The 15,799-nt window shown below is 63.7% G+C and carries 12 protein-coding genes; 3 read left to right on the top strand and 9 right to left on the bottom strand.

Going from position 1 to position 15,799, the window contains the following annotated elements; translation table 11 throughout:
* Positions 1–97 precede the first annotated feature (97 nt).
* Positions 98–1,000: a LysR family transcriptional regulator gene (locus X739_RS153400; protein ID WP_023794613.1), complete on the top strand. Its 903-nt coding sequence runs from the start codon at positions 98–100 to the stop codon at positions 998–1,000.
* Between the two features lie 13 nt (positions 1,001–1,013).
* Here the strand turns inward: X739_RS153400 and X739_RS153405 are convergent, their stop codons facing one another.
* From X739_RS153405 to X739_RS01000000166045, 5 genes are all read right to left on the bottom strand, one after another.
* Positions 1,014–3,152, bottom strand: coding sequence for an ABC transporter ATP-binding protein (locus X739_RS153405; RefSeq protein ID WP_023794612.1), 2,139 nt, complete (start codon positions 3,150–3,152; stop codon positions 1,014–1,016).
* Positions 3,145–4,023, bottom strand: a complete 879-nt coding sequence (locus tag X739_RS153410) for an ABC transporter permease (protein WP_023771040.1) — start codon at positions 4,021–4,023, stop codon at positions 3,145–3,147. The genes X739_RS153405 and X739_RS153410 overlap by 8 nt, the downstream gene beginning before the upstream one ends.
* Positions 4,020–4,973: an ABC transporter permease gene (locus X739_RS153415; RefSeq protein ID WP_023771039.1), complete on the bottom strand. Its 954-nt coding sequence runs from the start codon at positions 4,971–4,973 to the stop codon at positions 4,020–4,022. Before X739_RS153415 ends, X739_RS153410 begins: the two co-directional genes overlap by 4 nt.
* Positions 4,974–5,043: 70 nt before the next feature.
* Complete coding sequence (locus X739_RS153420; protein WP_023794611.1) at positions 5,044–6,708, bottom strand: ABC transporter substrate-binding protein; 1,665 nt, start codon at positions 6,706–6,708, stop codon at positions 5,044–5,046.
* A 265-nt stretch (positions 6,709–6,973) separates the two neighbouring features.
* Positions 6,974–7,942 (bottom strand): mandelate racemase/muconate lactonizing enzyme family protein, encoded by a 969-nt coding sequence (locus X739_RS01000000166045; protein WP_245273862.1) that lies wholly within the window; start codon positions 7,940–7,942, stop codon positions 6,974–6,976.
* Between X739_RS01000000166045 and X739_RS1000000170480 the strand changes: the two genes are divergently transcribed.
* Positions 7,925–8,104, top strand: a complete 180-nt coding sequence (locus X739_RS1000000170480) for a hypothetical protein (RefSeq protein WP_245273835.1) — start codon at positions 7,925–7,927, stop codon at positions 8,102–8,104. The two genes, X739_RS01000000166045 and X739_RS1000000170480, sit on opposite strands and share 18 nt — an antisense overlap.
* 54 nt (positions 8,105–8,158) lie before the next feature.
* On the opposite strand, the gene X739_RS153425 is transcribed toward X739_RS1000000170480, so the two are convergent.
* The 4 genes from X739_RS153425 to X739_RS153440 form a co-directional block, all read right to left on the bottom strand.
* The gene (locus tag X739_RS153425; protein ID WP_023782218.1) at positions 8,159–9,265 is read right to left on the bottom strand and encodes a mandelate racemase/muconate lactonizing enzyme family protein; all 1,107 of its coding nucleotides are present in this window, start codon (positions 9,263–9,265) and stop codon (positions 8,159–8,161) included.
* A gap of 34 nt (positions 9,266–9,299) precedes the next feature.
* Entirely contained in the window at positions 9,300–9,992 is a 693-nt protein-coding gene (locus X739_RS153430) for a GntR family transcriptional regulator (RefSeq protein WP_023782217.1), read from the bottom strand.
* A 188-nt stretch (positions 9,993–10,180) separates the two neighbouring features.
* Complete coding sequence (locus X739_RS153435) at positions 10,181–11,332, bottom strand: efflux RND transporter periplasmic adaptor subunit (RefSeq protein ID WP_023794610.1); 1,152 nt, start codon at positions 11,330–11,332, stop codon at positions 10,181–10,183.
* Positions 11,333–11,347: 15 nt separating this feature from the next.
* Positions 11,348–14,524 carry a multidrug efflux RND transporter permease subunit gene (locus X739_RS153440; RefSeq protein ID WP_023794609.1) on the bottom strand — a complete coding sequence of 1,059 codons (3,177 nt, stop codon included), beginning with the start codon at positions 14,522–14,524 and terminating at the stop codon, positions 11,348–11,350.
* Positions 14,525–15,015: 491 nt separating this feature from the next.
* Between X739_RS153440 and X739_RS153450 the strand changes: the two genes are divergently transcribed.
* Positions 15,016–15,606: a TetR/AcrR family transcriptional regulator gene (locus tag X739_RS153450; protein ID WP_015318879.1), complete on the top strand. Its 591-nt coding sequence runs from the start codon at positions 15,016–15,018 to the stop codon at positions 15,604–15,606.
* Positions 15,607–15,799 lie beyond the last annotated feature (193 nt).

Raw genomic sequence — 15,799 nt, 5'->3', positions numbered from 1 at the left:
CCTCGGGAGAGTGGCCATTTAGGTCATTGTTGACCGCGACCGGAAAGCGATATTTTTTGATGGGGTCCATCGAAATTTTCGATGCTGGAGAGATGGCATGGATACCGAAAACCTGCGCAGCTTCCTGGAGGTCGCCGAGCATGGCAGTTTCACCGTCGCGGCCAGCCGGCTCAATCTCGCGCAGTCAACCGTCAGCGCCCGGATAAGGGGGTTGGAGGAGCAGTTGGGGCGCCGGCTCTTTGTCCGTGACCGCGACGGCGTCACGCTGACGCCGGCTGGCCGGCAGTTCCTCCCGCACGCCTCCTCGATCACCCGCACTTGGGAGCAATCGCGGCAGGACATCGCCGTTCCCGACGGCTACGAGTCGCTGTTGCGCTTCACCGCGCCCGCCTATCTCTGGGATCGCGTCACCTCGCCATGGATCGCGTGGATGCGAGCCCAGCGGCCGAACGTGGCGCTGCGGCTCGAAGGAAGCTTTCCCGACCTGGCGATCGACCAGTTGGCCCAAGGGCTGCTCGACATCTGCATTCTCTATCTGCCGCAGCCGCATCCCGGCATCGTCTACGAGACGCTGGCCGTCGATCAGGTCGTGCTTGTCCAGCATTCCGCGCAGGCAGGACCGTGGACGCAGAACTATATCCTGATGGATTGGGGGCTCGAATTCCGCATCGAGCACGATCGCGCCTTCGCCGGGATGGTGCAGCCGGCAATCTCGGCCGGGCTGGTATTCATCGGCCTGCAGCACGTGCTGTCGCAAAAAGCCGCGGCCTATCTGCCGCTCAGTGCCGTCAGCGGCTACATCGAGAACGGTGAGATGAAACGCATAGAGGATGCGCCTGTGTTTCAGCGGCCGATCTATCTCGCCTATCCCAGCAATCCCGCATCGTCGGATGTGCTCGACGTCGCGTTGACCGGATTGCGGACGCTGGCAAGGGACTGGACCGGTGAGCAGGGCTTTGCCGAGGGCGACCGCTCCTTCAGCATGAGCGGCCAGGCCTAATGGATACGGGCCGCTACGCCGGCAGGGCCGCGACCGCCGCCGGTTTCTGCAGCCGCCTCAACTCGGCATAGGGAATGTGGCAACGGATCGAATGCCCCGGCTGGGCCTCGGCGAGCGGCGGCTCCTGTTGTTCGCAGATCGGCCCGATCTTGCGTGGGCAGCGCGTGTGGAAGACGCAGCCCGATGGCGGGTTGCTGGCGCTGGGGATTTCGCCATCGAGCCGGATGCGCGCTGTCTCGGCCTGATCGAGCTTGGGTACGGCCGATAGCAGCGCCTCGGTGTAGGGGTGATGCGGTCCGGAAAAAACGTCTTCCGATGGCCCGATCTCCAGGATGCGGCCGAGATAGAGCACGGCGATCTTGTCGGATAGATAACGCACCACGCCAAGGTCATGCGAAATAAAGATGTAGCTGACGTCCTCCTTTGCCTGCAGGTCGGCGAGCAGGTTGAGGATCGCCGCCTGGACGGAAACGTCGAGCGCCGAGGTCGGCTCGTCGCAGACGACGATGCGCGGATCGCCGGCGAAGGCACGCGCAATGGCGACTCGCTGCTTCAGCCCGCCCGAAAGCTGGCGCGGCTTGACCGCCAGATGCCGGTCGGTGAGCCGCACCGAGCGGACGAGATCGTTGAGGCGTGCCTCCAGTGCGGCACCCCTCAAGCCTGCCAGCCGCTTCAGCGCACGGCCGATCAGATGGCGGATCGAATGCGAGCGGTTGAGGGCGGAGTCCGGGTTCTGGAACACGATCTGCATCGCCTTGACCTGGTCGTCGCCGCGGTTCTCCAGCTTCGGCGCCAGCGCCTTGCCCTCGAGCTCGATGGTGCCGCCCTCATCGGGAGGCACCAGCCCGAGCAGCAGCCTGGCGAAGGTGGTCTTGCCCGAGCCGGATTCGCCGACGAGCCCGAGCGTCTCACCGGGCCTGAGATCGAGCGAAACGTCCTTGACGGCGCGCAGTGCATGGCCGTGGCTGGCGTAGGTCTTGTTCAGCCCGGCGACGCGCAGCACCGGCGCCGTTGTGGGTTTCGGTGCGGGCACCACGTTGGCGGGCGTGGCGCGTGGCAGGGCCTGCGCCTGGTCGTGGTAGTGGCAGCGCGACAGCCGCCTCCCGCGCTCGTCGGTCAGATCATAGAGCGGCGGCAATTCGGTGCGGCAGCGGTCGGTGGCCAGCGCGCAGCGGTCGGCGAAGGCGCAGCCCTTGATGTCGGCGCCGATGCCGGGCAGGAAGCCGGGGATGGTGTCGAGCCGGCCCTGGTCCTTGCGCTGGCCGCCGCGCGGCAGGCAACGCAGCAACGCCACCGTGTAAGGGTGGCGCGGATCGTTGAAGACGACGTCTGTCGGTCCTTCCTCCACCAGCATGCCGGCATAGAGCACGCCGACCCGGTCGCACATGTTGGAGACGACCGCGAGGTTGTGGCTGATGAACAGGATCGAGGCCGAGAGCTCTTGCCTGAGCTGCGCGATGAGGTCGAGCACCTCGGCCTCGACCGTCGCATCGAGCCCGGTGGTCGGCTCGTCGAGGATCAGCATCGAGGGATCGTTGGCCAGCGCCATGGCGATCGCCACGCGCTGCTGCATGCCGCCCGACAGCTGGTGCGGATAGCGCTGCATGACGCTTGGCGGATCGGAGATGCGCACGCGGTTCAGCANCATGCCGCCCGACAGCTGGTGCGGATAGCGCTGCATGACGCTTGGCGGATCGGAGATGCGCACGCGGTTCAGCATGGCGATGGCGCGATCGGTGGCCGCTTGGCCCGTGATGCCGCCAAGCTCGAAAATTTCGGTCAATTGCCGGCCGATGCGGATCGACGGGTTTAGCGCCTTTCCCGGATCCTGATAAACCATGGAGACGCTTTCGGCACGCGCGCGCCGAAGCGCCTCCGCGTCGAGCTTCATCACGTCCTGGCCGTCGAGTGAGATGGCGCCACCCGATATCGAGCCGTTGCGCGGGAGATAGCGCACCACGGTGAGGGCTACCGTCGACTTGCCGCAGCCGGATTCGCCGACCAGTCCATAGGCCTCGCCCTGGCCGATGGTGAGGCTGAGATCGCGCAGCACCGCGCGATTGCGGCCGGCGACCCGGTAGGCGACCGACAGATTCTTGATTGCGAGCGCGTCCTTTGCTTTCCCAATCGATGCATTGGCGGGTTCAGTCATTGAAGGCCCCATGCACGCCGTCGGCGGCCAGGTTGACGCCGATCACCAGCGAGGCGATGGCGAGCGCGTCGAACAGCACCGTCCACCAGAAGCCGCCGCCGATCATGCCGTAATTGCTGGAGATGGAGAGCCCCCAGTCGGGTGACGGCGGCTGAATGCCAAAGCCCATGAAGGAGAGGGTAGCGACCGCGAAGATGGCGTAGCCCAACCGCACCGTGGTCTCGACCAGGATCGGCGGGATGACGTTGGGCAGGATCTCGATGAACATCGTATGCAGAGCGCTCTCATGCCTGAGCTGTGCGGCGGCGACATAGTCGAGCTCGCGCTCGGCCAGCACCGCCGAACGCACGGTGCGCGCGATGATCGGCGCGAAGCTCAGGCCGATGACGATGATGACGGTGGTCTTGGACGTGCCCAGCGCGACGATCGCAAGCAGCGCCACGATCACCACGGGGACCGCCATGAAGGCTTCAAGGATGCGGCTGACGACGTCGTCGACGATGCCGCGGAAGTAGCCGGTGAGCAGGCCGAGCGCGGTGCCGGCGACCGTCGCCAGCAAGGTCGCCAGCGGCGCGACCGTCAGGATATCGCGCGAGCCGACGATGACGCGCGAGAACACGTCGCGGCCGATCTGGTCGGTGCCGAACCAGTGTTCGCGCGAAGGCGGCGCCAGGGCGTTGATGATGTCGTCGGCGAGCGGATCGTAGGGGACAAAATGTTCGCCAAACAGCGCGCAGGCAACCCAGAACAGCACGATGGCGATGCCGACCAGGAACGTTCGCGAGCGCAGCAGGGAGAAGAAGACTTCGGCCAGCGGGCCGCGGCGCCGCATGTCGTCCTGTGCGGGGGAGGGGGTCTGGACGGCGCTCATTGGTCTGACCCCAGGCGGATGCGCGGATTGAGCACGGAGTAGAGGAAGTCGGCGATCAACGTGGCCACCGCATAGACGATGCCGATGGTGAGGATGCCGGATTCCAGCATCGGAAAATCCTTGCCGCGCGCGGCGGTGAAGATCAGCGAGCCGATGCCCTGGTAGCGGAACAGCGTCTCGATCACGACCAGGCCTCCGATGAGATAGCCGGTCTGGGTGGCAATCACCGTGATGGTCGGCAGCAGCGCATTGCGCAGCACGTGGCGCCAGATCACCGTGCGCCACGGCAGGCCCTTGAGCACCGCCGTTCGCGTATAGTCGGAATCGAGCGCCTCGATCATGCCGGAACGCGCCATGCGCGCGATATAGCCGAACAGCACCAGGAATAGTGGCAGCGACGGCAGGATCAGGTAATAGAGTTGGGTGAAGACGCCGGCATCCCTGGGCCATGCGGCAGAGATCGGCAGCCAGCGCAGCCACACGCCGAAGATCAGGATCAGGATGATGCCGGTGACGAATTCCGGCAGCACCGTCACCGACAGGCCGCCGAGGCTGATGATACGATCAAGCGGGCGGTTGAGGTTGAGTGCGGCAATGACGCCGCCGAGGATGCCGATCGGCACCACCAGCACGAAGGCGACCGCCGCTAGTTTCATCGAATTGCCAAGCGCGCCGATGACGAAGGGCGCTACCGGCGAGCGGAATATGTAGGAGGTGCCCATGTCGCCCTGGACGAAGTTCGAGATCCAGCTCCAGTACTGGATGAGCAGCGGGCGATCGACGCCGAGCGTGTGATTGAGCGCGTCGACCGCGCGTTGGTCGGCGAACGGGCCGAGGATCGCGCGCCCGACATTGCCAGGCAGGACCTGGCCACCCAGGAACACCATGATGCTGAGCAGGAACAGCGTCACCAGCGACAGGGACACACGCCGCGCAAAGAAGGAGAGAATGGCTAAGACTCCTTGCAAAGCCAGCCCCCTGCGGGAGCTGGCTGTTAGAGGACTGGCTTTCCCTTTTCGCTTACGCCTTCGATGCCTTTTCGAGGAACAGCTGCGACATGGCTGTCGGTTGCACGCCGGCCACGCCTTTCGCCGTCGCCGTCAGGTAGTCGTAGAAATAGCCGAAGATGACAGGCGTTTCCTCGAGCAGAAGCTTCTGGATCTTCCCGGCGTCGGCCTTCTGTGCCTCGAGGTCGAGCGCCGCGATATAGCTGGTCGCCAACGCATCGTAATCCTTGTTCTTGAAGTGCGCGGCATTCCAGGTGCCGTCGCTCTTCAGGGGAGCGGCAAGATAGACATTCGGCACGCCGCGATGGCCGTAGTCGGTGATGCCCATCACCGAATCCAGCCAGTTCGATTTGCCGAACACCGCGTCGCCATAATAGGCGCTCTGGTCGAGGATGTTGAGTTCGAGCTCGATGCCGATCTCCTTGACCCAGTTCTGGATGAGCTGGGCATATTCGGGGATTTCGAGATAGCGCTCGGTGGTCAGCGTGATCTTGAAGCCCTTGCCGGCACCGGCTGCTTCCATGAGCTGCTTGGCCTGCGCGATGTCCTGCTTGCGCTGCGGTATGCTCGTATCGGTCGAGGGGTAGACCGCGGCGAATGGGCTGTCATTGCCCAGCGACGAGCGTCCCTTCATCAGACCGGCGGCGAGCTTGTCGCGATCGAGGCAGAGCGCGATGGCGCGGCGCACACGTGCATCCTTCAGCGGACCGTCGTCGCAGCGCAGATGCAGTTGCTGGTGAGCCGACGACTTCAGGCTGATGATTTCGAAGCCCGGATCGTTGAGCAGGGCCACGCCGGCCAGCACCGGCATCTGGTTGATGACGTCGACCTGCCCACCCTGCAGCGCCAGGATCATCGGCTGCACGTCGGTAAAGAAGGTGAACTCGGTACGGTCAGGCAGCGCCTTCGCTCCCCAGTAGTTCTCGTTGCGGACGAAGGAAGCGCCGACCTTCGCTGTGTATTTCTCCACCTTGAACGGCCCGGTGCCGTCGAAGCTCTTCTCGTAGTCGCCCTTGTAGTCCGCCGGGATGATGACGGCGTTGTAATTGTCCGACGAGACCATGTAGGGAAAATTGCCGTTCGGCGCGTCGAGGTGGAATTCCACCGTGTAGTCGTCGACCTTCTTGCTGGCTCCTTTCGACAGGATACCGGTGAACACCGACAGCGCGTTGGACGAGTTTGCCGGATCGGCCAGGCGGTCGATGCTCGCCACCACGTCCTCGGCCTTCATCTCGCCGCCGCTGTGGAATTTCACGCCCTTGCGCAATTTGAAGGTCCAAACCGAGCCGTTGTCGTTCGGCTTCCAGCTCTCGGCCAATGCAGGCTGCAGCACCAGGTCGGGGCCGTCGACGCAGAGGAATTCCGCAACCTGCTGCATGATCAGCAGGCCGCCGGCGTCGGCGATCGTGACGGGATCGATGGCTGCCGCCGGCACGCTGCTGGCGACACGGATCGTGGCGCCGGGCGCGCCCTGGGCGCGGGCCAGAGACGGCATTCCGCCAAGGCCGGCAGCCGTGGTGATGCCTCCAAGCAGCGGCAGCGACAGGCCAAGCAGGCTGCCATGGCGGATAAAATCGCGGCGGCTGACACGGCCGTCGACGAGACCGTCGATCAGGTGATTTTCAAGCGGCGAGCGATTGCGCCGGATCAGGTCGAGAATGCGGCAGTTCTTGATCATGGGTTTAACCCTTCCCCTGTTTCTTATGGTTTGATGAACGCGTCTCTCAGTTGACGTAGTCCGTGGAATTCTCCTGTCCCCGGCCATCAACGATGTCAGTCGACCGGGACTGTAGCATGCGGTTTTCCCTGGTCCATCCGATCCCTGCGGCGCGGGGGTCAGATTTTCTTGAGCAATGCTTCCACCCGTCCGGTCCTGCCGTCGCCATCGATCGCCGCGGCGGACTCTTGTTCTTGAATTATGTTTCCTTTCCCGTGTCGTTCTCCTAGTTCAGCGGCAAACGGCGATATGTCCCGGGCTTGGCCGGGTCATGATATTTGTTGCAAGGGCCGTTCTCGGCAAAGTCGCGATGGCAGGCGGCGAGATTTTTCCGCGACAAGGTGACACCAAGACCGGGACCTTCCGGGACACGCACCGTATTGTTCCTGGGGTAAAACGGCCCCTCCTCGGTGATGTCCATGGGTTGCATACGAAACAGCGACTGGTTCGGCTCCCGGATCCAGCCCAGGGCCGCGCACAGATGCAGGTAGGCCGCGCTGCCGATGCCGCTGTCGCCGCTGTAGCACCAGAAATCGATGCCCGCGTGCTCGCAGGCGCCGACAAAGCGCAGCATCCGGCCGATGCCGCCATGCGCGGTGGGATTGCCGACGAATGCATCCGGCACCTTGAGGTCCATGGCGCGCGCGATGTCGATATTGTGGGTCGAGAAAGGGATCGAGCAATGCTTTCGCAACTGCCGCATCTCCTCGATCGTGGCCACCGGATCCTCCCAGTTGCGCACGCCGAGCTCTTCCAGCGGCCGCGCCAGCCGCCGCGCCGTGCTGAGCGAATAGGCCTGGTTGGAATCGATGCGTATCATCGCATCGTCGCCGAGTTGTTCGCGGATCAATTCGACCATTCTCAGCGAGATTTTTGGGTCGTCGGTCGAGAACTTACCTTCGAAGAAGGTCGTGCCATGTGTCTCGTGCAGTTCCACGCAATAGTCGGCGACTTCTTCCGGCGTCGTCTCGCCCTTGACACCATCCCCATCGCCGCGCAGCGAGAAATAGTCGGTGAACGGGATGTCCTTGCGCACGGCCCCGCCGAGCAACTGATAGAGCGGCTGGTTCCAGGCCTTGCCGCGCAGGTCCCAAAGCGCCATCTCGATGGCGCCGAAGGCCATGATGCGGGTGCGGTCGTTGATCGACTGCACGCCGGTCCAAAACGGCAGGCAGACATGTTCGGCGCCGGCAATGTCGAAGGCATCGCGGCCGACCAGCCGCTGGGCAAGAACATCATTGATGATGGCGGCCGCTGCCGGCGTTGGCGCTTCGCCCAGCCGACAAGGCCTTCCTCGGTCTCGACTTCGACGATAACAGGGGAAAAACCGTCGAGTTCGCCGAACACCCAGGCATAGGGCGCTTCGAGGCGAAGATTGATCGGCGTGGCCTTGATGCCGCGGATCTTCATCTCAGCGTCCAACTTCGAAGAAGGGTTTGCCGAGCAGGTCGGGAACGACGTCGATGCCAAGGCCTGGACCGGCGGGAATACCCATGCGGCTGCCGGTGACCAGCGGTGCGTTCGACGCGGTGCGCACCGTCACCCATTCATGGAAGGCGATCGCGTGCAGCCGGCGCTCCTCCGGGGTCGAAAGCGACAGATGCGCCATGGCGGATGTGTCGATCTCGGCGCCGCCGGTGTCCTCGACCGTGATCATGAAGCCGAGATCGACGGCGACGTCACGGATCAGCCGGGTTTTGGTGACGCCGCCGAGCCGCGAGATCTTCAATGTCAGCCCGTCCGCCGCGCCGAGGCGATGGATTTCCAGCATAGCCTCCAGCGAGGTGACGGATTCGTCGAGCACCATCGGCTTGTCGAGCATGCGCCGCACCGACATGTTTTCGTCGATCGTCGTGCAGGGCTGCTCGAACGTATAGTCGATCGCCCGCGTCGCATCGGCGAACTGCCGCGCCTGGTATGGCGTCCACCCGGCATTGGCGTCGCAGAAAATGACAGTGCCTTTCGGCACCGAGGCGGCGACCGCCGTGACGCGCTCGACGTCGTCATGGACATTGCCGCCGACCTTGACCTGAAGCCGGCGGAAACCGTCCTCGACGATGCGCTTGGCAAGTGCGGCCATTTGATCGACCGTGCCATGGGTGACGACTTTGTAGAGTTCGGCCGTGTCGCTTTCCCTGCCGCCGAGCAGCGTCACCAGCGGCACGCCGGCGGCACGCGCCGCCAGATCCCAGCAGGCCATGTCGAGCGCCGATTTGATATAGGGATGGTCCTTGAATACCGTGTCCATCAGTCGGCCGATGCTGGCCAGCCCGCGCGGGTCCCGGCCGATAAGATGCGGTGCGATCTCCGGCACGCCGGCCCGGGTGCCGGCCGGGAAGGCGGCCGAGTAGAAATTGCCGAGCGGCGCCATCTCACCCCAGCCGGTGATGCCGCTGTCGGAGGTGATGGAGACGATCACAGCGTCGAAGCAGTCGGCCATACGCCCCTTGGACATACGATAGGGGCCGTCCACGAAAGGCTGCACGACGTGATAGGCTTTGATGGTTTCGATCTGCACGTGGGGTATCCATTATCCGCGATGAGGGGGAGGGTCAGGCGCCTTTCGACGAACGCTTTTCGAGGCCGCGCGCATAGGCAAGAAGCTCTTCGAAATCGTGGTCGATATGCTCTCGTGCGTGGCGCTGGGCGGCACGCATGTCGTCGCCCTTGAGCAGCGCCACATAGGTTTCATGAACGTCTTCGGCGGGCACGGCTTCCTTGCGCGCCTGCTGGTGCAGGGCGAAGTACATCTGCAAACGGCTGGTCAGCCTTTGCCAGGTTTCCAAGAGCACTGAATTGTCGGCCCATTCATGGATCAGGCCATGCAGTTGCAGCGCGGTCTCGATCTGCCTTGTGGTGTCGCGGTCCCGCGTCGCCTGCTTCACCGCCTCGTGGCGCCCGTCGAGCTCATCGAAAAAGCGCTGGTCGCGCAGTTCCCACGTCCGCTCGATGGCGAATTCGTCGAGCACCTTGTTGAGTGAATAGGCGTCGTGGATGTCCTTGGCGGTGACATTGATGACGAAGGTGCCGGCATAGGGAATGCTGGTCAGGATGCCTTCCTGGACCAACTCGCGCATCGCTTCGCGCAACGGCGCGCGGCTGACCCGCATCTGTTCGGAAATCCTGAGCTCGTTGAGCTTCTGGCCCGGCTCGAGCTGACCGGTCAGGATCGCGCGTCTGAGCAGTGCTACGATCTCGGCACGGCGTGTCGTGTCGGCAATCGGACTGAATTCCGTCGTCACCATCCGGCCCACTCCCGCGAGAACAGAAGGAGAGACAATCAGATTGTCGACAATCTGACAAGAGCCAACAACCAGGGTTTTCCACTTCCCAGCGCCGACGTCGCCGCTCTGGTCGGTCTGCTCGTGAAAACGGCGCCCGCGACCGGAGAAAAGGTCGGGGGCGCCGCGCGGAAACCGGGCCTGCGGGGGATTCAGGTAGCCGGTTTCTGTGGCAGGGGCGAAATCGGCATTCCGGGGCCGATCTTCTGCAGATTGCCTGTGATCACCTGGTCGCCTTCAGCGACGCCGCTGAGGATGGCGATCATGTCGCCGCTGGTCGGCCCCAGCGAAACCAGCCGCTGGTCGACCGTATTGCCCTTGCCGACGACATAGAGATACTTGCCGAGCTGGCTTGATCCCAATGCGACCTGCGGCACCATCAGCGCATCGGGCTGTTGCTTGACGTGCAGCCGCACGCGAACATACTGGCCAGGCAAGAGCGTGAACTTGGCGTTGCCGATGGTGGCGCGTGCGGTGATTGTGCCGGTCGAGTGATCGATCGTGTTGTCGATAAAGGTGAGCTCGCCCTTCTGGTGGGCCTCCGTCTCACCGGGAAGCAGGACCTCGACCTCGATCGGGCCGGCGGCACGCGCTTCCTCGATCTGCGCCAGATCCGTCTCGCTCGGATTGAAGGTGACGTAGATCGGATCGAGCTGCACCAGCGTGTTGAGAACGGTGCCGGCAACGCTGACCAGCGTTCCCACGGAAGCCTGGTTGCGGCCCAGACGTCCAGCGAACGGTGCGTGGATTTCAGCGTAGCTCAAATTGAGCTCGGCCGTGCGCACAGCCGCCTGGTTCAGCGCCAGCGACGCCTGCGCCTCGCGCAAGGTGCTGGTGCGCTGGTCGAAGCTGTCCTTGTCCAGGTAGCCGCTCTTGGCCAGCTCGGTACCGCGGCCGAGATTGGAACGTGCATAATCGAGGGTCGCCGTGTCACGCTCAACCTGTGCCTTCGCCTGGTCGAGCGAGGCCTGGAAGTCATCGGGCGAGATCCTGTAGAGTAGGTCGCCCTGCCGCACGTCGGCGCCGTCTTGCGCCGTCTGTTCCTGCAAATAGCCGGGGACGCGTGCCTGCAGCGTGATGCTGCGGATCGGCTCGGTCCGCGCGGCATAGTCAAGATAGATCGGGATCGTCTTCTTGACCACGTTCGCTACCGGCACCGGCATGACGAACGCTGCTGGAGCCGGCGCGGCTCCGGCCGTGCCGGCATTCAGGCTGAGATTGCCCATGTCCAGCAGGTGGACACTCGCCACCGAGATCGCGCCCAGCGCGACAGCCGTTCCCAACGCGATTTTCCATTTACGCATAATGATTCTCCAATATTATTCGGCCGCTTCCGCCAAGGGGGGGAAGGCGGGTTTGGCCGTTGGTTCAGTGTGTTGAGAAGCGGGCTCGTCGCCGCCGCGCCGTTCGCGCAGCTGTTCGATGACCGCGTAGAAGACCGGCACGAACACCAGCGACAGGATGGTCGCGGCGACCATGCCGCCGAACACGGTGGTGCCGATGGACTGGCGGCTGGCGGCACCCGCACCGGTGGCGATCATCAGCGGCACCACGCCTAGGATGAAGGCAAACGCGGTCATCAGGATCGGCCGCAGTCTCAGCCGGGCGGCCTCCATTGAAGCCTCGACGATGCTGAGGCCTTCCTCGCGCCGCCGTCTTGCGAACTCGACGATCAGGATCGCATTCTTGGCCGCAAGGCCGATCAGCATGACGAAGCCGATCTGCGAATAGACGTCGATCTGCATGCCGCGCACCCAAAGTGCGGCGAACGCGCCGAACAGGGCGAGCGGCACCGCCAGCAGCACCATGAACGGCATTGCCCAGCTCTCGTACTGCGCCGCCAGGATCAGGAAGACGAAGACGATGGCGAGGGCAAAGACCACCGACGCGATCGACCCCGCCTTGAGCTCCTGGAAAGTGATTCCGGTCCATTCGAAACCGAAATCCCTGGGCAGCGCGGTTGCCGCGGCCCGTTCCATGGCGGCGACCGCCTGGCCCGACGAGAAGCCGGGAGCGGCGCCGCCATTGATGGTGGCCGAGGCGTTGTTGTTGTAATGCGGCACGGTTTCCGGGCCGACGAACGGCACCAGCTTTCCCAGCGTGCTGAGCGGCACCATGCCGCCGGAAGCATTGCGCACATAGAGCCGTGAAATGTCGGTTGCACCGGCACGTGAATCCTTGTCGGCCTGGATGGTCACCCGGAAGGTGCGGCCAAACAGGTTGAAGTCGTTCACGTAGAGCGAGCCGAGATAGATCTGCAGCGTGTTGAAGACGTCGGGCAGGTTGAGACCGAGCAGCTTCGCCTTGGCGCGGTCGAGATCGTAGTTGAACTGTGGCGTCGAGGTCGAGAACGGCGAAAACAGTTGCTGCGGATTGATTTCAGGCTGCTTGCGGGCCTCGGCGATCACCGCTTGCGTGGCGTCGTTGAGGGCCGTGCTGCCGCGGCCGGTGAGGTCCTCGACGACGAATTCGAAGCCGCCCGTGGTGCCGATGCCGGGGATCGAGGGCGGATCGAAGGAGAGCGCGAAAGCTTCAGGAATCTGCATCAGCTTGCCACGCACGTCGCCGACGAGCTTCGAGGCGCTCTGGTCGGGGCCACGCTCCTCCCACGGCTTGAGGATGGCGAACTCGACCGCCGAGTTCGACTGCGCCGCGCTGGTGAGGAAGTTCAGGCCGCTGATCGAGCCGACGATGTCGACGCCTGGCGTCGCCTGCAGGATGTCGCGCGCCTTCTGGGCCACCGCATCGGTACGCTCCAGCGAAGCGCCGTCGGGCAGCTGGATGACGACGAAGAAATAACCCTGGTCCTCAACCGGAAGGAAGGTCGAGGGCAGCTTTTGCCAGACGAAGTAGGTGGCGACCAGGCCGGCCGCGAACAGGCCAAGCATGATCCAGCGCAGCCGGATAAGGATGCGCACGCCATGGGCATACGCATGCGACAGTCTGTCGAAGCCCGTATTGAACCAGCGGAACAGGAAGAATTGCGTTTCGCCGCGATGGCGCAGGAAGGCTGCACTGAGCGCCGGGCTAAGCGTCAGCGAGTTGAAGGCGGAGATGCCGACAGAGATCGCCACCGTCAGCGCGAACTGGTTGTATAGCTTGCCGGAAACGCCGGGAATGAAGGCAACCGGCACGAACACCGCCATCAGCACGGCGGTGGTCGCAATGATCGGGCCGGTGACCTCGGCCATGGCGGCCTTTGTCGCCGCCAGTGGTTTCAGTCCGGCCTCGAGCTGTCGTTCGACATTCTCGACCACGACGATGGCATCGTCGACAACAAGGCCGATCGCCAGCACCATGCCGAGCAGCGAGAGCATGTTGAGCGAGAAACCCATCATCTCCATGATGACAAGCGTCGCCACCAGCGACACCGGAATGGCAATGGTCGGAATGATGGTCGTTCGCCAGCTCTGTAGGAAGATGAACACCACGGCGACGACGAGCACCAGGGCTTCGCCGAGCGTGATCAGCACGTCATGCATCGAGGCCGAGACGAAGCGCGTCGTATCGTAGTGCATCGCATAGTCGACGCCCTTGGGAAAACGGGCCGAAAGTTCCTGCATCTTGTCCTTGACGCGCTGCTGCAGATCGAGCGCGTTGGAGCCGGGCATCTGATAGACGGCGAGCACCACGGTCGGGTCCTTGCCGAAAAAGGCCGAGGACGAATATTGCAGGGCGCCAAGCTCGATACGGGCGACGTCGCGCAGCCGCACCAGCGAACCGGTATCAGTGTTGGCACGCACGACGATGTCGCCGAATTCCTTCGGGTCGCTCAACCGGCCGACGGCGTTGACCTGCATCTCGAATGCGGTGCCGGCGGGCGCCGGCGACTGGCCGATCTTGCCGGCCGCCACCTGGACGTTCTGTTCGGCGATGGCATTTTGCACATCGACGGCGGTGATGCCGAGATTGGCGAGCTTGTCCGGATCGAGCCAGACGCGCATCGAATAGCGCCGTTCGCCGAAAATCTGCACGTCGCCGACACCAGGCAGCCGCTTCAGCGGGTCCACCACCTGCAGATAGGCAAGGTTGGAGAGCGCCACCGGATCGACCGAATGGTCGGGCGAGGTCAGGTTGACGATGAGCACGAAGTTCGGGTTCTGCTTCTTGATCGTCACGCCGCCCTGGTTGACGATCGCCGGCAGCGACGAGGCCGCCTGCGAGACGCGGTTCTGGACGTCGACGGCGGCCGTGCTCAGGGAATAGCCGACATCGAAGGTGATGGTGATGGTCGACGAGCCGTCATTGGAGCTCGTCGAGGACATGTAGGTCATGCCTTGCACGCCGTTGATCTGCTGCTCCAGCGGCGTCGTCACCGTGTCTGCCACCACTTGCGCGCTGGCGCCCGGATAGTGGGCGCTGACCACGACTTGCGGCGGTGTGATGTCGGGGAACTGCGAGACGGGCAGCAGGAAATAACAAATCGTGCCGGCGAGCACCATGATGATGGCGATCGCCGAGGCGAAGATCGGACGATGGATGAAAAAGTTTACCACGACACGCACGCCTCTCCGGCCGCTCTTGCCCGCCCGAAGGCGCTGGCGACCCTGGATAACTGGCCGCGCCCGTCCCGGGACCCTTCCTGTGAACGCAGCAACGGCACCTCGCGACGCTGCCCATCGGCAAGCGAGCGCAACATGTTCTCGAACGCGCGGGGGTCGACCCCATCTGCTTTCATGACCAGCCGGATCATCGGATCCCGGACGGCCTCATCTATGGTAAGATCGCGGCGCTGTGGCATTGGCCGGCTCCTTGTCTGTCGATTCGCAGCCCATGCTCGCGAACCGTTTTTTCATCTCTTCACCGGCCGAGGCCGCATGATTGGCAATCTTTTTGTCCATCTGATCTGGTAGGACCAGTTCACGACCTTGTTATTGACGACGGACGCTATAGGTGTTACCAGTAAGTAACATTCTGGAAGTTACAGACCGGTAACACCCTAGTCAAGAGGTGGCCGAGGGTTTTTTGGAAACGAAAGGAGATCATGATGACAGATGGCGTCGTGGAGCGCTCTCGTCCCCGGGATCGGATTCTGGAGACGGCGCGTGACATGTTCCACAAGCACGGCATCAAGGGCGTCGGCGTCGACGCCATCACCGAGGCTGCCGGCACGAACAAGATGACGCTCTATCGTCACTTCGAATCCAAGGACGAACTGATCGTCGAATGCCTGCGCGCCAACGCACTGAAAGCCGGCGCGATGTGGGAAACGTTCGAGGCCGAGCATCCGGGCGACAAACTCGCTCAACTTCATGCCTGGGTTCGCAAGGCCGCCGCCATGCTCAACACCGACGGCCGTGGCTGCGACATGGCCAACGCCGCCGCCGAGCTGACCGAACCCGATCATCCGGCAAGGCGCGTCATCAAGGAACTCAAGGAAGCCCAGCGCGAACGCCTGGTCGGGCTCTGCCGGGATGCCGGCATCGGCCAGGCCGAGCTTCTCGCCGATACGCTGTCGCTGCTGTTTGAAGGCGCGCGGGTCAGCGTGCAGACCGTCGGTGCCGAGGGCCCGAGCACGCAGTTCGTGCGGATGGCTGAAGGACTGATCGTTTCCTTCCGGGGCACTGCCGCCGGTTAAGTATTGCCGTGGCTGGTGATTTGCGGTCGCGTGACCGACGATGCTTGGCTGCCCTGCAGGCTGGACGGTATCTCACCAGACCGCACCGTATCTCCCATTGACCGAACGAAAAAAGCCCGCTGCCGGGAGGAGGTGGCAGCGGGCTCGATTTCGAATGTGGCGCGGGAGGAGGTGCACCCCATTCAGCGTCGGC

Source organism: Mesorhizobium sp. LNHC209A00, assembly GCF_000502915.1.
Taxonomy (GTDB): Bacteria; Pseudomonadota; Alphaproteobacteria; order Rhizobiales; family Rhizobiaceae; genus Mesorhizobium.
The sequence above is the reverse complement of the archived record's forward strand: the minus strand, read 5'-3'. Positions and strand labels throughout refer to the sequence as shown.